At 61.8% G+C, this 20,073-nt stretch carries 16 protein-coding genes; 2 read left to right on the top strand and 14 right to left on the bottom strand.

All coding sequences use genetic code 11. The features are described 5' to 3' along the window. Positions 1-10: 10 nt before the first annotated feature. The 11 genes from AWC12_RS06440 to AWC12_RS06390 form a co-directional block, all read right to left on the bottom strand. Positions 11-1,237, bottom strand: coding sequence for a pyridoxal-dependent decarboxylase, exosortase A system-associated (locus tag AWC12_RS06440; protein WP_234813848.1), 1,227 nt, complete (start codon positions 1,235-1,237; stop codon positions 11-13). Then, positions 1,234-2,802, bottom strand: a complete 1,569-nt coding sequence (locus tag AWC12_RS06435; RefSeq protein WP_085173037.1) for an acyl-CoA ligase (AMP-forming), exosortase A system-associated — start codon at positions 2,800-2,802, stop codon at positions 1,234-1,236. The genes AWC12_RS06440 and AWC12_RS06435 overlap by 4 nt, the downstream gene beginning before the upstream one ends. A 34-nt stretch (positions 2,803-2,836) precedes the next feature. Beyond that, positions 2,837-3,643 carry a hypothetical protein gene (locus AWC12_RS06430; RefSeq protein WP_234813847.1) on the bottom strand — a complete coding sequence of 269 codons (807 nt, stop codon included), beginning with the start codon at positions 3,641-3,643 and terminating at the stop codon, positions 2,837-2,839. A 165-nt stretch (positions 3,644-3,808) separates the two neighbouring features. Next, positions 3,809-5,065, bottom strand: a complete 1,257-nt coding sequence (locus AWC12_RS06425) for a nucleotide sugar dehydrogenase (protein ID WP_085173035.1) — start codon at positions 5,063-5,065, stop codon at positions 3,809-3,811. Continuing rightward, on the bottom strand, positions 5,053-5,841 hold the full coding sequence (locus AWC12_RS06420) for a polysaccharide deacetylase family protein (protein WP_234813846.1): 789 nt from the start codon (positions 5,839-5,841) through the stop codon (positions 5,053-5,055). The genes AWC12_RS06425 and AWC12_RS06420 overlap by 13 nt, the downstream gene beginning before the upstream one ends. Continuing rightward, positions 5,838-7,199 carry a glycosyltransferase family 4 protein gene (locus AWC12_RS06415; RefSeq protein ID WP_085173033.1) on the bottom strand — a complete coding sequence of 454 codons (1,362 nt, stop codon included), beginning with the start codon at positions 7,197-7,199 and terminating at the stop codon, positions 5,838-5,840. Before AWC12_RS06415 ends, AWC12_RS06420 begins: the two co-directional genes overlap by 4 nt. Further along, entirely contained in the window at positions 7,196-8,533 is a 1,338-nt protein-coding gene (locus AWC12_RS06410) for a lipopolysaccharide biosynthesis protein (RefSeq protein WP_133057311.1), read from the bottom strand. Before AWC12_RS06410 ends, AWC12_RS06415 begins: the two co-directional genes overlap by 4 nt. A gap of 29 nt (positions 8,534-8,562) precedes the next feature. Further along, positions 8,563-9,672 carry a hypothetical protein gene (locus AWC12_RS06405; RefSeq protein WP_133057310.1) on the bottom strand — a complete coding sequence of 370 codons (1,110 nt, stop codon included), beginning with the start codon at positions 9,670-9,672 and terminating at the stop codon, positions 8,563-8,565. A gap of 146 nt (positions 9,673-9,818) precedes the next feature. Continuing rightward, on the bottom strand, positions 9,819-11,732 hold the full coding sequence (locus AWC12_RS06400; protein WP_133057309.1) for a hypothetical protein: 1,914 nt from the start codon (positions 11,730-11,732) through the stop codon (positions 9,819-9,821). A gap of 104 nt (positions 11,733-11,836) precedes the next feature. Next, the gene (locus tag AWC12_RS06395) at positions 11,837-12,985 is read right to left on the bottom strand and encodes a glycosyltransferase family 4 protein (protein WP_085173028.1); all 1,149 of its coding nucleotides are present in this window, start codon (positions 12,983-12,985) and stop codon (positions 11,837-11,839) included. A gap of 114 nt (positions 12,986-13,099) precedes the next feature. Continuing rightward, positions 13,100-13,978: a glycosyltransferase family 2 protein gene (locus AWC12_RS06390; RefSeq protein WP_412098610.1), complete on the bottom strand. Its 879-nt coding sequence runs from the start codon at positions 13,976-13,978 to the stop codon at positions 13,100-13,102. 889 nt (positions 13,979-14,867) lie between these two features. Here AWC12_RS06390 and AWC12_RS06385 point away from each other — a divergent pair. After that, positions 14,868-16,006, top strand: a protein-coding gene (locus AWC12_RS06385) for an IS3 family transposase (protein WP_110808572.1) whose coding sequence is annotated in 2 segments (ribosomal slippage) — positions 14,868-15,138 and positions 15,138-16,006 — 1,140 coding nt in all. Because the reading frame shifts where the segments join, the coding sequence is not laid out codon by codon here. After that, the gene (locus tag AWC12_RS06380; protein WP_110808571.1) at positions 15,973-17,232 is read left to right on the top strand and encodes a NosD domain-containing protein; all 1,260 of its coding nucleotides are present in this window, start codon (positions 15,973-15,975) and stop codon (positions 17,230-17,232) included. The genes AWC12_RS06385 and AWC12_RS06380 overlap by 34 nt, the downstream gene beginning before the upstream one ends. Before the next feature lie 18 nt (positions 17,233-17,250). Here the strand turns inward: AWC12_RS06380 and AWC12_RS30815 are convergent, their stop codons facing one another. From AWC12_RS30815 to AWC12_RS06365, 3 genes are all read right to left on the bottom strand, one after another. Next, on the bottom strand, positions 17,251-17,979 hold the full coding sequence (locus tag AWC12_RS30815; protein WP_133057308.1) for a class I SAM-dependent methyltransferase: 729 nt from the start codon (positions 17,977-17,979) through the stop codon (positions 17,251-17,253). 49 nt (positions 17,980-18,028) lie between these two features. Then, positions 18,029-19,000, bottom strand: coding sequence for a glycoside hydrolase family 113 (locus tag AWC12_RS06370; RefSeq protein ID WP_165762768.1), 972 nt, complete (start codon positions 18,998-19,000; stop codon positions 18,029-18,031). A 109-nt stretch (positions 19,001-19,109) separates the two neighbouring features. Beyond that, the gene (locus tag AWC12_RS06365) at positions 19,110-19,886 is read right to left on the bottom strand and encodes a polysaccharide deacetylase family protein (RefSeq protein WP_207576384.1); all 777 of its coding nucleotides are present in this window, start codon (positions 19,884-19,886) and stop codon (positions 19,110-19,112) included. Between the last annotated feature and the right edge of the window lie 187 nt (positions 19,887-20,073).

Genomic DNA, 20,073 nt, shown 5'->3' with positions numbered 1-20,073 from the left:
CGCGACGTAGCTAGACGAGTACTTCGACAGGGGCGGGGTGGCCCAAAAAGGCTGTCGGGCTTGCAGTCAGCCCATAAGCGCCGGCCTGAAACAACACGACGAGATCGCCGATCTGGGCGTCCGGAAGACTGACGTTGTCACCCAGCAGGTCAAGCGGGGTGCACAGGCATCCGACAACAGTGGCCGACGAGTTTGACGGCTCGGACAAGCGATTGCCGACAGCGATGGGGTAGTTGCGCCGGATGACTTGACCGAAATTGCCCGACGCCGCCAACTGATGGTGCATCCCGCCGTCGACTACCAGATAGGTGCGACCGCGGGAAACCTTGCGGTCGACCACCTGGGTTACATACACACCGCATTCCCCCACGATATAGCGGCCGAGTTCAATCACGACCTTGGCGTCGGGGAGATGAGGCGCGATCCTGTTGTCCACAAGATCGGACAGGTTGGCCCCAATTGCAGCCAGGTCGAGGGGGCCGTCCTTGTCGAAGTAGGGAATCCCGAACCCGCCGCCGAGGTTCACGTAGCGGACGGGTGCGTGAGCCTTCTCGGCGAGGCCGAGGATGAGCTCGACAGTCTTTCGCTGTGCCTCGCAGAGGATCTCGGCGTTGAGATTCTGTGATCCTGCGAACACGTGGAACCCCACCAAATCCAGGTCCGCGACAGCCAGATCGGCAAGAAGCTCGGGCACAAGTTCGGCGTCGACCCCGAATTGCTGTGGGCCGCCACCCATCCGCATACCCGAGCCCTTCACCTGGAAGTCGGGATTCACGCGCAACGCGGCCCGAGGACGAATGCCAAGTTCATTCCCAGCCTGAATCACGCGCCGGGCCTCGGTGGCAGATTCCATCTCGATGGTCACGCCCGCGGCGACAGCCTGCTCGATTTCGGCCACAGTCTTTCCCGGCCCGGCGAAACTGATGTTGTCCGGCGGCATCGGGGTGTCGAGTGCGGTACGCATCTCCAGGGTGGATGCAACATCCATCGCATCGACCAGTCCGGCGAGGTGTTGCACGACCGCCGGCATCGGATTGGCCTTGACCGCGTAGCTGAGGTGAACGGCGGGCGGCAATGTGGCCCGTAGCAGTTCGACGCGCTCAGTGAGGAGGCGGCGGTCATACGCAAAGTACGGCGTGGATCCGATCCGCGCCGTGAGTCGGCCCAGCGGCAGACCACCGACGGCGAGCTGGCCGTCGACGCTGCCGAACGCCGCGATCATCGTACGCAGCGTCACGTGGCCAACTCCTCACGAAGCAAGTTCCGGTCGAGTTTCCCGTTGGGCGACCGAGGAATCGCATCGCGGACCACGACCGATCGGGGCATCATGTACGGGGGCAGCGTGGATTTCATTTGCGCGAGCATTGCGTCGGCGTCGAAGTTTTCGACCGCAGGCGCCACCGCCAACACGACATGCTGTCCGAGCACATCGTCCTCCACGCCGAGCGCCACGGCGTCGCGTACCAGATTCGTTGCGTATGCAGCATCTTCGATTTCCGTAGGGCTTACCCGGTATCCCGACGTCTTGATCATCTCGTCTCTGCGGCCGACGAAGTAAATGAAACCCTCGGGGTCGGTGATGACTGTGTCGCCGGACCACACCGCGAGCTCTGGCGTCCGCCATGGCGCGCCGGAACGCGGCAGGGGCCGGAAGCGCTGCGCGGTTCGCTCTGGGTCGTTCCAGTAGCCCAGTGCCACCTGTGGACCGCGATGGACGAGCTCGCCCTCCTCGCCTGGATCGCAAGGCGTCCCGTCCGCGCGTAGGACGAGAATCTCGGCATTCGGGATTGCCTTGCCGATGGAACCGGGCCGGCGGTCGATCTCTGCCGGATCGAGATACGTCGACCGGAAGGCCTCGGTGAGGCCGTACATGAGAAACGGCTGGGCAGTTGGGAACATCTGGCGCAGGCGATCCAGGACCGGCTTCGGCATCTTGCCGCCGGTGGTCGCAAAATATCGCAGCGACGCTTTCGCCTCCGGCGACCACTTTTGCTCGACGATCTGTACCCACAGCGGGGGCACGCAGGTGAGACCAGTGACGCCGTGCTTGGCGCACAATCGCGGGACGTCGCTTGGCAGAAGGTAGTTCATAAGGATCACATGAGCACCGACTGCAAAAGCTGTCGTCAATTGGCTCAACCCGGCATCGAAGCTCAGCGGCAACGCTGCGAGAATCACGTCGTCGGCAGTGTTGCCGAGGTAGGTGGATACGCTTTCGGCGCCGACGATCAAGTTCCGGTGACTGAGTACTACGCCCTTCGGGCGGCCCGTGCTTCCCGACGTGTACAGAATCGCGGCGATGTCGAGGTCTATGGCGGCCGAATTAAGCGCGGTGCTGGTCGAATTCGTGTGCTTCTCCCAGTCGTGCACCAGGTAGTGCGTGTCTGTCTCGTCCTTGGTCGCCGGCGACCCGACGAGGACGACATGTTCGAGCGCCGAGCACGACAGCAGCTCCCCGCGCAACAGTGTCAGCCGCTCGGGGGAGGTGACGAGAACCCGGACGTCACAATCTCTCAGAATGTGGCCGACCTGAGCCGCCCTAAGCAGCGGATTCACTGGCACGAAGGCGGCTCCTGCCGCAGACGTACCGAAGATGGCGGCTACTGTCTCAACTCGCTTGTCGAGAAAAACAGCCACCCGATCTTCTTGTGCGATGCCGAGTTCTCCCAGGCCGTTCGCAAAACTTCTGGTCCGTGCCCACAACTCGTCGTAGGTGAGCGTGTCCCGCTTGTAAGTCAGCGCTGGTGAACCGGGGTTGGATCGGGCATGCTCCTGGATGAGGTGGTGGAGGTTAGTCCTCATACCGCGGTCGTCCTTTCCGCCGCAGGACGGTGCGTCAGTCCTTCAGACACGTCAGCTCGCTGTATAGGTAGTCGATGTGCGCAGGATCCACATTCTCACCGAGGAACATTCGCGTGCGGCCGGGAACAGAGATAGACCTCGTTGGGCGGTGTCCCGCAACTCTTAGTTCGATTAGGGTCGCCGGGATGCGTTGCCGTAGCAGCAAATACCGATAGAAGTGGGCTTGGCACTTCTGAAAAAGTTCGGGGTTGCTGATGCGAAGCAATGTAGCAAACATTGGCAGGTGTTTATACCATTCGCGTCGGTACATGACGTAGCAGGTCGCCCCGTCCTTGCTAAGCACCGCATGCCGCACTGTGGTTGCTGCGTGATCTTGGTAGATCTCGTAATCTCGACCAGTTAAGAGACCTTCGATCTGCTCCGCAGAATCCACGACACGCACGCCCCCCGACCGGAATGGCCATGGGAAGTTGGGTACGGCGTACGTGGTGGTGTCTAGCGCGGTGAATCCGAGTCGACCGTCGAGCGCCACCACCGTGGGGTTTGGTGTGAGATCCGTGAAGAGGTAACCCTTTTGCCTCAGCAACGATCGAATCATCCGGAGTCCGTCGGCCCGATAGGCCTCAGCAACACACCACGCGCCGAGGTTGCAGATCTGGCGCCGCTTGCCGTCGACAATCCGCTCCGAATACATCGCGAGGTAAGCGCCGACGACGCGTCCGTTCTGGTGAAGGAAGAAGCCGTGGTTCGGTTGCTCGGTCTTCCACGGTGGATTCATCACACGCATCCAGTCGGCTTGGCTGACGCCCGATCCCATCTCTGCTTGCATGAACGCCGCCACAGATGCCACGTCAGTGTCGGAAATCGGGGCGACCTGGGAACGGGCGCGCCTCTGTGCTGCCCGACCGGCTTCCGGCCCGAACGAGGATTCAGCGCTTGCCATTACTGTTGAGGCCCCTCTCGCGTGAGGACGGGTAATCGGCGGCCTCTCCGTGTTCGTTCGTCCTTACAAGTATTCGACATTGGCCCCCCGCATGCGGTGACGGCAGTCAAGGACGTAGCCGGCGTTCTCGACGATCGCGCCGAAATCGAACTCGTCGTGATCGGTCAGCAGGACCACGATGTCAGCAGCCGCCAGTTGTTTCGGCGACGCATCAACCCGCGTCAGCAAGCCGTCGAGGGGGCCCGCCTCGACGATGTGGGGGTCGGCGCCAAAGACCTGTCCACCCATCGACGCGAGCAGCTGGGCGACACGAACGGCCGGCGACTCACGAGCATCGCCCGTATTCCGTTTGTACGACAAGCCCATGAGCAGAATGCGCGAACCGTTCACCGCAAGGCGCCGGTCGTTGAGGCCCGTCGCGATTCGACGGACTACATGGTCTGGCATGTGGGCGTTAATGTCGTTGGCCAACTCGATGAAACGGAAGCTATGCCCGAGCGCTCGCTCCACGCACCACGACAGGTAGGAGGGGTCGATCGGAAGGCAGTGCCCCCCGACACCCGGCCCGGGAGTGAAGCGCATGAACCCGAACGGCTTCGTCGAGGCGGCGTCAATCGCGTCCCAGACATCTATACCGAGTTCGTGGGCGAAGATGGCGATCTCATTCACTAGCGCGATGTTGACGTGCCGAAAGGTGTTCTCTATGAGCTTGGCAAGCTCAGCTTCTCGGGGCGACGCGACCGGGATCGTCGTGTCCACGATCGTTCCGTAGAAAGCTTTGATCGCTTCCAGCGAGGCCGTCGTGATTCCTGAGATGATCTTTGGGGTGTTGACGAGCGTCCAAGTTGTGTTGCCCGGGTCTATACGCTCTGGGCTGTAACCCAAGTGAAAGTCCGTACCAGCGGTCAATCCTGACGCAGTCTCCAGAATTGGGGCCACCAGCTCCTGGGTTGTTCCGGGGTATGTCGTCGACTCCACGATCACCGTGGCGCCGAGGCTCAGGTAGGTGCCCAGCGTCTGCGCGGCCTGCTCGATGTGCCGAAGATCGGGAGCTCCATCGCGAAGCGGTGTCGGCACCGCGATGACCGCGACGTCGAAGCCCGCGCACACAGCGGGGTCCGACGATGGATGGAAGGTACCCATGGCATTGACGGCGGCGAGGGTTTCGCTCTCGATGTCGTCGATGTACGACTCACCGGCGATCAGTCGCTTCACCCGTGATTCATCGGTGTCGAAGGCCTTGACGTCGTGGCCAGCTTGGGCGGCTCGCACGGAGAGCGGCAGCCCGACATAGCCCTGTCCGACGACTACAACGCGCATCGTTCACCGCCTCGGTAATGCCTAACACCCCATCGATTGCCCACGGTCAGCGTCGAGACGGCTCGTTTGGCGTGCAATCGCCATGCGCTGTCACCCTCGTGAACCAGTGTCCGCGGAATTGCGTATTGCCCAATGTCGGAGCCTGGCTTGACAGCGCACGCGTAGTCATATCCCGCGGCGCGAACGGACTTAACCACTTCCGCGTCGACCTCGCCCCACGGGTAGCAGAACCCAGTCACGTCGCGCTGGATCAACTCGCTGAGGATGGTTCTGCTGTGTCTCGTCTCCGCCGCGAGCGCGGATTGGTCGACGCCCGGCAGCCGAACGTGCATCAGTCCATGGGATCCGATTTCCATCCCAGCGGAGGCGACTTGGCGGATCTCATCGGCGGTCAGTAGGGCCTTGCTTGGGCCCGGCCTACTCCACTCGTTTTGGCCGCCGAGCCGTCCGGCGAGTACGAATACGGTGGCTGTGAACCCGTACCGTTGCAGTATTGGGAGCGCAGTGGTGGCGAAATCCCGATAACCGTCATCGAAAGTAAGCCCTACCAGCCGCTTCGAACGGTCCCGGGCCGATGAGGCGAGAAGTTCTGCCATCGAAACACCCTGCAGTCGCTGGTCACGCAACCAGCGGAGCTGACGTTCGAATCGTGCGGGCGTCATGGTGACCTCGAACGGATCCTCGTCGTACGTCGCGATGGAGTGGTACATCCAGACCATTGGTACCGCGGTCAGGTCCGCGTTGTTGGCGGGGTTTGTTGCACGGGACGCGGTCACGGCCGGACCCTCCGCAACCCGCGTGCGCGACGACTCGTAATGGCGGATGGGCTATCGAGAACCTGCTGGTACACCGCATCGATCTTGGGCGCGACCTGTGAGAGCGTGAATTGGGCCGCCTTAGCGGGTCCTGCTGCACCCAAGCGAGAGCGCAGTTCCTCGTCATCCAAGAGACGCCGGATCGCGTCGGCCAATTCCTCGGCGTTCCCCGGGGTCACATGCAGGCCCTCCACGCCGTCGGTGACAATGTCAAGTAAGCCGCCGAGCGCCGACACCACGCACGGTGTGCCTCCCGCCAAACACTCCACTGCGACGCGCCCGAAGCCTTCCGGGACGACGCTGGGGACGACACCGACAGTGGCGTGGCGCCATGCGGCCACCACCTGATCCATCGGAACATTTGTTGCCACGGTCACTCCGGGGTGATCGCCCACTTCGAAGCCCTCTCGCGGCAGACCAGCAAGGACCAGCGGCACATCCAAGCCCGTTGAGCGCAGGCGAGCGTGTGCGCGCAACAGCACGTCGACACCTTTGTGAGTGCCGAGGGCTCCTGCGTAAAACAAATAGGGTCCCGCTGCCGGCACGAAACCGGGGCGCAGTGCGGTGCGTTCATCGCCGGCGAGAGCAAGCAGATCTTCGTCGATAAACGTGGGAACCACTGTTACCGGTGTGCGATCGGCGGGACGGGGCGCAGAACCGCGGGCGGCGAGCGCCGTCGACGCGGCTGTCCACTGAGCGACATCTCGGTGTCTGCGCGACCCGAGTTGATGCAGACCGGCGGCCAACGGTATTCCCTTGAGCCCGTACTGGGAGCGAGCGCAGCTGACGCACTTGCCCAGACCGGGAGCCGAGCAGAGCGTCTTACCGTGGTAGAGCATGACCTTGGTGGCGCAGACCTGACTGTGGTCGTGAGCGCTCGCGATCACCGGTACGCCGGCACGTTTGGCGGGACCCAGCACGCTGTAGAGGATCCAACCCGACGCGTGGATGATGTCCGGGCGGAAACGGCGGAGAAGCCGAGCGAAGGCTCGCACGAAAATCGGATCCGGCACCGGTGGGAAAAAGAGGTGTGTGTTTGAGATGTATGCGCCCGGCACGTGCGCCATCGCCATCGGTAGACGGTGCACGTCGACCCCGCCGAAATCTTCGAGATTCGGAGCGTCCGGATGCCTTGCGGTTGCGACCGCGACGACGCGTCCCCGTTTTACCTGGGCTTGAGTGAGCGCGGCGATAGAGAGTTCCAGACCGCCGACGTTCGGGAGGAAGCTATCCGTAGCGTGCACGATACGCAGGCCCTGTTGGCGATCGTCTTCATGACCGTGTGGTACCGAGAGCCTGGGATCCGAAGCTGATGTCATCGTGCAACCCCTGCATCAGAGTCACCCGGCGTGTCCACTGCTGAGGGTGCACTAGGTGTGATTTGCGGGCTGCTGTGGAGCGGTGAACCTTCGACGGTGCGTCCCTGCTTAATGAAACTGCGCAGCCCCACCACAGAAAACGCGATGGCGATCAGAGTATGGGCCACAAGTACGGCCAAACCGGCACCGAGGACACCGAATCGTTGCATCGCCACCCAAGCGCCACCGATGATCAATACAGAGCCGGTGACGGTGATGGCGGCGACGATTGGCAGACGGCGTCGTACGCGCAAGATGGCGACAGCGACATTGGTCAATGCGTCCGGCAAGGTTGCCAGTAGCAGCAGGATGAGCAGCGGACTGTGTTGGGCGTAGCCCGGCCCGAAGAAGCTCAGCACTTCCCTGGCAAATATGCAGGTGATCACTACTGGCGGCAGCAACAGCATGCTGATCAGGCGGAACGCCCTGCGAACCTGGATCTGCAGCCGGCGCGGATCGCCGGCGCAGTCGGCAAGAAGCGCGTTCGAAACAGCCGAACCCACGGCGAAGAAAGCGCTGGCGATCATTGTCGTCATTGCCAGATAGCCGAGCTCTTCGGCGTGGAACACGGCCGAGGCGAGAATCGGAATCAGAAACGGCGGGGTTCGGACCGCCAGCATTGCAAGGTGGTCCCATCCGACGGAGCGGCGCACACGGTGCAGCCACTTCAAGTGCGGACGGAATCGGAAACCGGGCTGCGCGCGGACGAGTAGAGACACCGCGACTCCGGCCGACAGCATGAGGGAGCCGACCCAGATGCCAAGAATCGTCCGGGCACCCGCATCGACCATTCCAACCGCGACCAGCCCTGCAGCCACTACCGTGGCCAATGCACATAGTCGTGAGATGCTTCCGGCAACGTCGGAGAACAACGACAGTTCCGCTCGGCGGATTCCCAGCAACGCGGCACCGACCACGAGCACCATACTGGAGGCCATGGTGCCGGTGCTGATCAGCAACACCAGCCAACCAGTGCCGATAGCTGCGTGCATACGGTCCGGAAGGAACAGTGCAGACGCGGCGCCGGCCGCGCCCGACAGCGTGACCGTGAGCACGAATGCTGTGCTGCACAGCCCGCTGCGTTCTTCTATATCTGCACCCGGCAATTTTCTGGTCAGCATCGGAACGAACCCGGACACGGTCAGCATGGCGACCAGTGTCATCGCCGCTATCACTGTATTGCTGACACCAATGACGGCGGCGGGAAACTTCTGCGCACACACCATCCAGAAGACGTAGCCAAGGCCTGCCGTGATCTGTGCTGTTGCCAGCAAAGCGATGCTGTTGCCGAACATGCTTCGGCTGATCTGGGTCCGAATCGCCGTCATCGGGTGCACCAATCGCCTGTAAGCACACCTTGAGTGTGCAGCCCGGTCGTACGGTCTCGCACGTTGATCTTGACCGGTAGGTGCACGTTTGCGTTGGCAGTGTCTACCATTGCCCGACCGACGCCGCTCGTCTTGCAGAGTAGCTGGCGGCTCTCCGGCTGCAGCGATACGACCAGTACCGTCTGATAGTCCTCCCCCTCCGCGCGCTGCAGAAACGTGGTGGCGGGGAGCGCGCGACCGGTGTCATCGGTGACGCTGAAGTCGACGCGCTGGAGTATGGAGGCGCCATCCGGGCCCATCGGAGTCAATCCGAATGCGGCATCTGAGCTGGGGGGAGCCGGTACTTGCACGATGCCTACCGCAGAGGGCATTCGTTGAGCTGGCGACCATTTGATGCTGGTTCCTACGAACAATGCGACTGCGGCCGCTAGCACACCGAACGCGATGAAGAACGGGCGTAGCCGGCGAGCCGTCGGAGCGGGCGGAAGGTTCGGGCGGTTCATCGCACCGAAGGCCGTCAACAGCGCACATGCTCCAACGATCTGCCAGTTCAGGCGCCAGATGTGAGAGAAGTCCAGTTGTTGGTCCCAGACTCGTGCCGATACCCAGATCGCGCTCTGCGCCGCGACGGCGCCGACCACTAATGCGGCGACGAATCGCTGCCAACGACGCGAGGGCCTCGGGCACATCCCGAGAGCGACCCCAAGGCCAACTGCCGACGTCGCCGCCACCGTGGCGATGAGAATTCCGTTCGTCGTGACCCGAGCGTTGTCGCCCAGCCTGTGAATGATGGGGCCAGCGAGCGCATACCAGATGAGTGTGGTGGCTATCCGAGTTCCGAGCCATGCCGCCAGGCCGGCGCCGGTGCGCGCCACGACCGCGGACAACCATAATCCCGGGACAAGCCAGATCCCAGCGACGCCGAGAAACAACACGGCCCACCCCAGTCCATTGGATGGCAGACCGTACAACGCATGCCGCTCCGGGAGCAGTGCATGGGCCGAACCCAAACACGCCACCCCCAATGCGGACCAGATCAATAGCCGCAACCGAACCGGGGTGCTTCGCTCTGATGCCGACACCGTCGACATCAGAGATGATGGCACGAGGGAGCGCACGCTTCGTCGCCGTCGGTGCTTGGAACGCCGGCGCCGACTCGGAGCTATCCTCAGCGTTCTCGAACGCTCAGGGCGTGGCGTGTCCGCCGAGAACTCGCCCACCGCGACGCCCCCGCCCGCCTGCTGCTGGTCGTTCATGGCGTTGCTTCCACGCAGCTCATTGCACGAGTGCCGGCCAAGGTATCGCGATCGACTTTGTACAGGGTCAGTGGACCTGCCCCATAGACAGCCTGCAGCCACGGAAGGCAATCGAACCGATCGAGAGCCAGCTGCGGAGACAGGTCGGTGCCGCCGACTCCCGGCTCGTTGCGAACGAACCAGTACCCCATCCGCGGACGGGTCGTGGCCATCCTGGAATCGACCACGAAATACTCAATTTCAGAATCCCAGATCTGCTTGAGCACTTGCGGGCGTATTGGCGCATCGCTCATGTAAAGCTCATAGATGGGAAACTCTTCGCTCGGGGACAGCGGTGACATCCTGCCCACCGAGAGCAGTTCCGAGGTGACGTAGCGATCCGCGAGGACCGGGGTGTCAGGTGGCGCGTGCGCGGCGAGATACTCGGCTACCGCTCTGGCCTCGTACGACATCGAGCGTGCATCGTCGCCGACGTTCGCCGTACCTGGGAAACGGTGCGGAACGTTGATGCCCAGTGCTGCGCTGCCGAAAGCGAGGACGGTGAAAGTGCACAACGCGACAAATATCCGGACGGCCGGTCGGCGAACCGCCTTCGAGACGGCTGGTAAGCGATTTGCGACGACACCGGCAGACTGCGGCGCCAAAGACCAGGCCACCCCGCAGACCACGGCGATCCCGACAAAGCTATAGCCCCACGAACGGTGCGCGCCTTCGCCGCCACCCGTGGTCAACAGCATGGGCATGCTGGCAAAGAACATGAAGCCAACAACTGCGAATGCCCAAGGAGCGGAGCCGAATCGATGCCGGTTGCGCCACATGACATTCGTGGCCCACAGAAAAACGGCCAAGACCACGAATGGGAAGAGGTAGCCGGCAATGATCTCGTAGATCGGATTGGCAGCATTGGCGAACAGCCGGCGTTGACCGGAAGCGGGTTGGCTGACGCCGTCGACAATCTTTTGAACGATGTGGGACAGCTGACTGAATCCCTCGCTCAAGGCCGGACCCAGGTAGTTCGCCAGCCACCCATAGTTCTCTGACCACCAGAACTGGATTGATAGGGCTAGCCAGTACCAGATCGTCACAAGCGGCCATAACCGATCTGGGTGTGACGCCCGCAGACCGGCCACCGCCACTCGCGGCAACCAGGCCATCAGCCGGGCGAGGATGAGCAGGGTCAGGATTAGCAGCAGCATGATCGTGCTCAGGTGGTGGATGGCAGGTAGTGCCGCGGTGGCGACCATCGCTGCAGCCAGCGCTCGGAACGAAGGCCTCCCCGTTGCCCGTCCCGCTGCGACGGAAGCTGCCAGTGTCCACAACACCAGCGGTAGCGCCAGGCTCTCGTAGGAAAAGGCGACGTTGAAGTACAACCAGGACGGATTGAGTGTGTAAAGAACAGCGCCGGCTGCCGCTCCCGGGGCGGGGGCTCCGACCATCCGGATTAGCTGATACACAGCCAGCACCGACAGAGTATGAGCCAGCGTGATCACCGTGACGCCAGCGGTCCACAGCGGTAGATCCGCCAGCCGGGCGAACGCGCTCGCGACCTGGTGCAGGCCGAAGAATTCCTCGGTGATCGGAAGAACGGATACGGGGTGGCCGACTTCGCCGTTGGAGAGCGCCTCGATTGATTGACGCAAGTGGATGTACTCGTCTACGCCCACCGGACGGTTGTTGAGGAATCTGCCGAACATGCCGAACAGCCCGATTCCGGCGATCGTCAGCGCCCGTGTCACGCCGCCGGTTTTGCGGGCGCAGGCGAGCCCGGCGAGCGGGAGGAAGACACTGAGCAGGCCTGCCCAGTGGAGGGCGAATTGGAGATTGTCAGGCTCGCTCAGTCCGGCAGCGTGGTGATGGCCCAACACGACTAGCACGCAACCGAGGGGAGGGAGAATCATGGCCAGCGCCACGATCACCCGGTAGGAGCGGTCTGAGGCACGCTGGGAAAACGGCGGTGCCTCAGGTTCGGCGCTGGTCCGATCGAGCGGCGCGGCAGCGGCATCCAGTGTGTCGGTCACCGGCGGTTCGCAATCCGGGCCGTCTCGGCGAACTGGTCGTAAAGTCGATCCCCGACCTCAGCCGTGTTCGGGAGATCGCACAGTGATGCGCGTTGAGGACGTGCTTGGCCAAAGCGCAGCAAATCGATGATCGCGTCGGCATATCGAGTGCTTGCCTCAGCGTCAGACGTCCCTGCTTCGCATAAGCGGAATTCCGCATCCGAGCCCGCACCGCGGATGACCTCGCGGTGCGCCGGGATAGCGCTCGCAGCGACCGGCAGCCCCGATGCAAGCGCTTCGGCGAGCCCGATGCCCCATGCCTCCTGCTCGCTAGCTGTTGCGTAGACGGATGCTGAAGTCCACCAGCGGCCCAGCGTTTCCTGATCGACTGGGCCGGTGAACGTCACGATGTCGCTGGCACCCAGCCGAGCTGCGAGTTCTCGGTAGGCATCGACGGCAGTACCGTGCCCAACGACGACCAGTCGCGCGGGCACCCCGCGGTTGTGCACGTCGAAAATCGCACGGATAAGGAGGTCGGTCCGTTTGTATCGCTCCTGCCGGGCGACGGTCAGCACGATGGGCTGCTCGCTCGGATACGGCTGTCCCGCAGCCGGATCGGCCACTGCGGGTGGAATGATGACAATTTTGTCTTCGGAGACGACGTCGGAGAAGTCACGCAGGACGAGGTTGGCCTCCGCTTCCGTGTCTACGATGATCTTGTCGCTCGTAGCCATCAGCCGACCCCCGGCGGGACGGTAGGCACGGTGGAGTGCGCTGCGGATCCTGCTATGCCCCGTGCCGTGATAGTGAGGTGTGAAGATGACTGGCACTTTCACCACCTCAGCCACCAGCCAGGCCAGCGGAGTGTGGTAGCTGTGGACCCACACTACGTCGAAGCGGCCTCGCCGCGAAGCTGCCCGAATTGCTCCGGGCGACGGCGCGTCGAAAATGTCGCCCAGCGGCAGGACGTGCCTCTCGACACCGTAGCCCCCACGATGTTCGACCCGGGGTAGCTCACTGGCACGCGGAACTTGCGTGACGACGGTCACATCGACGTCGCGGGTGGCCAAGGCAGCGGCAGCCTGCATCGTGTAAGTCTCGACGCCGCCATGAAATGGCGCGAAGCGAGGGACGACAAGGCCGATCCGCAAGGCGGAGGCCTTCATTCAGCTACCCCCGCAATCCTGCTATCTCTACCGCAGCCAGACTGCAGTGGGCCGCGTTTACTCCTGAATCAGGCCCGGCCGGGAGACGGTCTGTCTCCTGAGCATGCCCGTCGCTCATGCAGTGCTCCGCTGGCGATCAGCCGAGTGCACCTGCTTCCGGACCGACTGGACGACGCGCCCGCTGAGTCCCGATCTGTGACTGCGCAGCACGGTTCGCAGTACCCGGATGCCATCGCGAATCGAGTTCAGGTTGGACTTGCCTGCCCGCCGTGGGAGTTCAAGACTCGGGACTTCGGCGATACGCAGACCGGACTGCATGGCGCGGACAACCATTTCGGCCTCGATCTCGAAACCCGTTGCGGACAGCGCGAGAAGGTCGAGGTAGCGACGGTGGAAGGCGCAGAACCCGTAGCACAGGTCAGTCAGGTCGGACTTGTACAGGCTGTTGAATACACCCAGCAGGAAACGGTTGCCCAAGCGGCGGAACGGGGTGATATCCAATGATCCGCCGCCGGGGATGAACCGGGAGCCCTTGACGAAGTCGTATCCGTTGGACAGAAAGTGCAGATAATGAGGGATTTCGGCTGGAGCCATACTGCCGTCGGCGTCCATCATCACGATCATGTCGCCGCTGGCGGCCAGGAATCCGGTTCGCAGGGCGCTGCCCTTGCCGACACCCTCTTGCGCGACCACCTTGATGTCCGGGCGGCAGCTTCGCGCGGTGATGACCGTCGCGTCGGTCGAATTGCCATCGACGAGGATGACCTCGCTGATGTTGTCACCGATCTGCTCAAGAACCCACGCGATGTTCCGGGCCTCGTTCTTAACCGGGATGACCAGGCTCACGGTCATCTGTCCCGCTTTGGACCGCCGTTCCCGGCTAAGCGAATTCTGGTGGATCTGTGCAGTGTCGGCGACGTGCACTCCGCGCTGCGCCAAGTGTGTCGAAGGCGCGACCGATTCGTAGTTATGTGCGGATGCCTGCTCAGCCATTCCGACCCCCCCCTGCTCAGAAGCGATGTGATCCAGTAAAGGCCACTTGATTAGCTGTTTTGGAGTGATCGGTAGATTCACCTCCACGGACACCCGACGCTAGCATCCCGTCATCACGCCTGCAACCCCTGCTAGAAGACTCTTTAGTAGACCAATTGCTCAGCGCTGAGGTGCGAGTATCTCAACTTGTTACGTTGTTAGCTGCAAATAAGGCAGCGATACCGTATGTCATCGAGGTGCGAAGTTTCCGGATGGTCGAAACGCTTGGGCTGATGACCTGCGCGTTCGCTGCGCGCTCTCTGCGTCCACACGAGGTGTCTGCGGGCTGGCGGGCCTCGACACAAGTATTCGCGGACATGTAGCAGGCCCAAGATAAGTGCAGTGAACAAAGACGTCGCTGCAGATTCTGTCTCAAAAATAATGGAATCCACAAATCGGCACCGCAAGGACCCGCCAACGGTGTGCGCAACAAGCAAAAGACGCGGGTTGGGGTCGTCGCCTTTCTGTCCTGCTGTTGAAGCAGGAAGCCCGCTGTCGCTGCGCGGCTAAGGGCGTGCCCTGGCCCGATCTACGACTGTGACCTGATTGATGGCCAAAAGTGTCTACAAACTGCTGAGCTCGGCAGGAAGTATTGCGGTGTAAATCTATTAGCTCGCGTTCTGGATTGGATCTCGGTGAGATACTTATCGGCAGCGGTAATCACTCTGCTTGCGGCGATGACCCCAATCGCTACGCCAGCACACGCGGATCCGCCGACGGCCTACGATTCGGGGCTGTCAGTCCCATTCGAGGCTCCTGATCCCGCCGCCGTGAGGTGAGCCCCCTGTAGTGGTCCAGTCGTTGTGGGACTCTGTGCCCGAGCGGTCGGGCAGGAAGAATCACTAACGACATGGCATCGAACAAGCGCCGGCGGCATACGCCGGATCAGATCATCCGCAAGCTGGCCGAGGGCAACAAGCTGCTCGGGACCGGCCAGGAGTTGGCCGAGGTGTGCCGGCATCTGCAGATCGCGGAATCGACGTGGCATCGTTGGCTGGCGCAGTACGGCGGGATGAAAGCCAACGACGCTAAGCGCCTCAAGGAGCTCGAGGCCGAGAACGCCCGGCTCAAGAAGCTGGTCGCCAATCAGGCCCTCGACATCGACATGCTCAAGGAGATCGGGTCGGGAAACTTCTGACCCCGAACCGCAAGCGCCGCGCAGCGACCATGCTGCGTGAGCGGTTCGGGGTGTCTGAACGCCGCGCCTGCACCGTGGTGGGCATCCACCGCTCCACTATGAGGCTGACGCCATCACCGGTCACTGCTGAGGAGGCCGAGTTGCGGGCCTGGCTGCGCCGTTTCTCCACAGACCGGCCTCGCTGGGGATGGCGCAGAGCAGCGAAGATGGCTCGCCGGGCGGGCTGGCAGGTCAACAACAAGCGCATCCGCCGGTTGTGGCGCGAGGAGGGTCTGCGGGTGCCGCAGCGGCGCCGTAAGAAGCGGTTGACCGGCATCGGGGTCACCGTGGGCGCGATGTCGCCGATTCGTCCGAATGCCATCTGGGCGATGGATTTTCAGTTCGACACCACCGCCGACGCCCGCACGCTGAAGTTGTTGAACGTGATCGATGAGTTCACCCGGGAAGCCCTGGCGATCGAGGTCGACCGATCCATCGATGCTGACGGGGTCGTCGCCGTGCTGGACCGCCTCGCACTCACCCACGGCGCCCCGCACTACATGCGCTTCGACAACGGCCCCGAATTCGTAGCGCATGCGGTCAGTGATTGGTGTCGATTCAACGGTGCCGGTTCACTTTTCATTGATCCCGGCTCACCATGGCAGAACGCCTTCGTCGAATCGTTCAACGGCCGACTGCGTGACGAACTACTTAACTCGTGGCGTTTCGACTCCCTGCTGGAAGCCAGGGTCATCATCGAGGACTGGCGCCGCGACTACAACGCCAACCGGCCCCACACCGCCCACGGCGAACTCACCCCCGCCGAGTTTGCCCTACAGTGGTCGGCGACCCACCAACCGAAAGTCGCATAACGACTGGACCACCAAACGGGTCCCCCTCAGCCGGACGGGTGCACAGCGTTTTGGACTATGGAGCCACGCCCCACAACGCCTCAGACGATGATGCGGTGGCAATACAGCAAGCTATATCGGCCGCCGCTCCTGGAGATGTCGTCTATATCCCGAACGGCGTCTATCACGTCGAGTCCACGATTAATCTGAAGTCCGGGGTCTCAGTGAGGGGACAATCGCGCGATTCGACGGTAATTGCCGGCAACTTCTGCTCGGTGGTCTTCTTTCTTTCGGCCCCCCATGCGGTCATGTTTGCCGCTCCCGGTGTCACCAACCTGAGTCTGTCGAGTTTCACCATTACCTACGCGGCCGGGAAGGAATATGCCGCCGGTGTGCGTTTGGGAGATGTCGGAAACATCCCGGTGTCGCGAATCGCCGTCAGAGATCTCAGAGTCGAGAGGCATAAGCGATTCGGATTGCAACTGCAAAACGCCACACACGTGCTGCTCGAGGGCAACGTCATCAGGAATGCCAGTTCGTTGGGCGGTGGCGGCTCCGGGTACGGAATCCTGATCGATCAGAGCGGATCTCACAACAACTGGGTCCGGGAAAATATGATAGGGCCGGTTATCCGCCACGGGATTCTTGTGCAATTCTCGGCGCATCACAATCTCATCGAGCACAACCAGATCACCGGTGCCGTCTCTGGAGCCCTCGACCTCCACGGCGAGGACGAGTACAGCAATGAGATCAGATACAACAAAATCACAGACTGTGTGCGCAATGGCACAGCGGTCAGCCCGAACGGCGGAGGCATCGAAGTCGGCGAGTACAGCGGGATCGCCGGTACCACGTCGATGCACGACAACACGGGTCCCCACAACTGGATCCACCACAATGAAGTGTCGAATTGCGACTACGGTCTGCGGATCACCAACAACAGCGACTTCACCTACATCGAAGACAACATCTTTGTCGGGAATTCTGTCAGCGGCATCCAGGCAGACCTGGCTCCGCTGGAGAACCTAACCATCACCGGAAATGATGTGAGCCGTAACGGAAATGGGATTGTGCTGTACGACGTCAAGCGCGCCACCGTGAAAGAAAACTATGTCCGGGACAACACCAAATTCGGGATATGGACTGATCATCGCGTGACGGATTACGTCATCACCGGAAATGCCGTTACGGGGAACGGCGTGAACGTCTTCTTGGGCAGTCGTGATGGGATTCACGACGTCGATTAGTTGTCGCGAAGGCGGGCCTCAATGACGACGCTCGAGGTGCGCTCGAATATCGGCGGTACGCCACAAGCCTAGGGATTTGTCTGGATAGGCGCCTTCGTACTCAGTACATCCTTCATTGATGAGAAGCATGGGTGGCGGCAGGGCGATCGGTCGCGCTTGCAAATTCAACGGACGGAATTGCCCGGTGGCTATGTCGTGATTGCGACGCCGATCAGTAAATGTCGTTGTCAATACATACGTTGAGCCGCTTTCGCAGATGTTGCGGAGCGCGGTTATGGCATGTCGGTAGGAGAAATGCATAAGGCAATCTCGACAGAGGATGAAATCAACTTTTGGGAGGCCGCCCTCCAGGAGATTCAGCGTCTGGAAGTTCACATCCGACTGGCGGTAGAGCTTGTTGTTGCTCTCGATGAGCTCGGGAAGGATGTCAGCGCCGAGGTAGTGAATTCCATCTTTGGGGACGTGCTTCATCCAGAAGAAGTCGCCACAAGGTATGTCGAGGACTGTCGTCACGCTCAACTCTGCCCACAGTGCGGGCAGACGCTCCCGGACGATGCGCGTTTGATGAAGGTCTGAACCACCCCCAGAGAGCGATTCGTTGACGCCCCACTTGTTCTCCGAGACTATTTCGCGAAAGGCAGCCTCGGTGGAACGTGGCAGCCGCATTCCGGACAGTCTGAAATACAGAGTTTGCACTCCCGGGACGCGCTTGATGGCGTCTTTCAGTCGAGTGGGCGCATTCACCATGGTGCTCAAGCTACCATTGCTGGTCAGGCTCGAATTCCAGTACTTCCACTCAAAGCCACCATTGCCTCAGCACAGCCTCCGCTTGTTTGCCACGCGGGGAGTAATTGGTCGCGTGATCGCTGCCGTCGTCAGGAAGTGCGTTCCACACCCACCAATACACGCCCTTCCACCATGGTTGATCGCTGAAAGATGCCAGCAACGATTGATACGCGGCGGCTTGCTCGGCCTGATCGGGAGTCGTGCTGATCATCCAGTCGGCGGGATGCGTAGTAGTGCCTCGCTGACTTGTGAATCCCGCTTCGGTGAACACGATGTCGCGGCCCGTGCGGGCCGAGAAGGCCGCCATCTCCCCAACGATTGGTTGCCAGGCTTGACGCAACGCTGCCGCGTCGGTCGTGGGCACCGGGGATAACGGCCAGTAGGCGTCGATGCCGATCAGATCGAGTGCGTCCCAGAAGGGGATACGCGGATACTCAAGCGGTTCAGCGCCGTAGAGGAGGGTGCCGCTGTATTCGGCGCGCACAGCCGAGATGACACCAAGCCAACCGGGGCGATCATCGCTGATAGACGCCAGCTCACTGCCAACGGAGAACTGTTCTACGCCCAATCGCTGGGCCATTGCCGCGTAGTGGGTAACAAATTGTGTGTAGGCGGCAAACCACGCAGGCCGATCGTCCGGGCTGATCGTGCTACGGCTCTGGGGTGCCGGCAGATATAGGTGCGGCGTGAGAAGGACCTTCAGGCCGAGTTGGTGAGCCACCGTTATCGCTCGTGCCAGATCCTCGTCCGAGATCGTGGTGGGCAGGCGCGAAATTGCGCTCGCGTTTTTCGTAGGCTGCCCCCAGGCGGCGCCTAGTTGCACCCACGTCGCTCCTGCCGCCTTCATCTCGCGCAATGAATCGGCGATTTGTGGACCGTTGTAGGTGTTATCCCAGATAAGCGCGAATCCACGCTGGATATCAGAGTTGCCGGTCGGACTGGCCGAGCCGGTATTTGCGGGTTCGACCAGCGCGAGTGTCACCGCTGTGGCGAGAAGAGCCGCAACCAACCGCGCCCGTCCAAACATGCCCATCTCGGTCCATTTTCGATGGTTTGCCGCAGGCGTCCGCAATTTTCCTCCGAGACTCGGTTTACGAGGCGCCGCGGTGGCGGCGCACTGCGAAGCGATTGCCGACTCTGGCTCCGGCAACTAAACGTTTGGCGTCGAGGCGCCAGGAAGTGTCGCGGTCATGCACATACGTGCGTGGAATGGCATGGCGTCCGATCGTGCGAGAGGGCCAGATGGCGCATGCGTATTCGTACCCAGCGGACTTGATCGCATTCACGACGCGCGGCTCGATCTTGCCGAATGGGTAGCAGAAGCCCGTCACTTCGCTACCAACCAACTCGCTGAGAATCGCTCGACTGTGGACCGCCTCAGCCTTCAGTGTCTCGTCATCGACTTCGGTCAGCTTGACATGGGCCAGCCCATGCGAGCCGATCTCCATTCCGGCTGCCGCTACACGGCGTACCTCGTCTTTCGTCATCAACGTCTTGACGGGTGCCGGGCGATTCCACTCATCCTCGCCGCCGAGACGTCCGGCAAGAACAAAGGTCGTCGCGGTGAAACCGAACTTCTGAAGAGTTGGGATCGCGTAGGTAAGAAAGTCCTGATAACCATCATCGAAAGTCAGGCCCACAAGTCCGCGGCCCTGCCCTTGCGCCTTCGCTCGCAGTAGCTCGGTCATCGAGACCCCGCGCAGCTTGCGGCGGTGCAGCCAGTGCATGTGTTGCTCGAACCGGTGTGGCGTGAGAGTGACCTCGTGGGGATCCTCGTCGTAGGGGGCGACCGAGTGGTACATCAGTACGAGCGGCATTACGGCGAGGTCAGCGCTCTTTGCGGAATTCGCAGCCGTCGATGCAGTCATGCCAAGTACCTCTCGGGGCTGATGGGTGGCCGGTGAGATCAAGCACCATAGTAGTCATCCGGGTAGGCGGCCGGCCGCGCCGGGCGTGGTGCCTTTTTGCGTACCCGCGGGCTAGAGGCGCCTCATTAGGTGAGTATTTGCGGTCAGTTATCAGCGATCTCTCCTCAGTGGGAGAGCTCGCGTTATT

Origin of the sequence: Mycolicibacterium iranicum, from assembly GCF_002101705.1 — a bacterium.
Taxonomy (GTDB): Bacteria; Actinomycetota; Actinomycetes; order Mycobacteriales; family Mycobacteriaceae; genus Mycobacterium; species Mycobacterium iranicum.
Note: the sequence above shows the minus strand (reverse complement) of the source record. Positions and strands in the feature narration are given on the sequence as shown.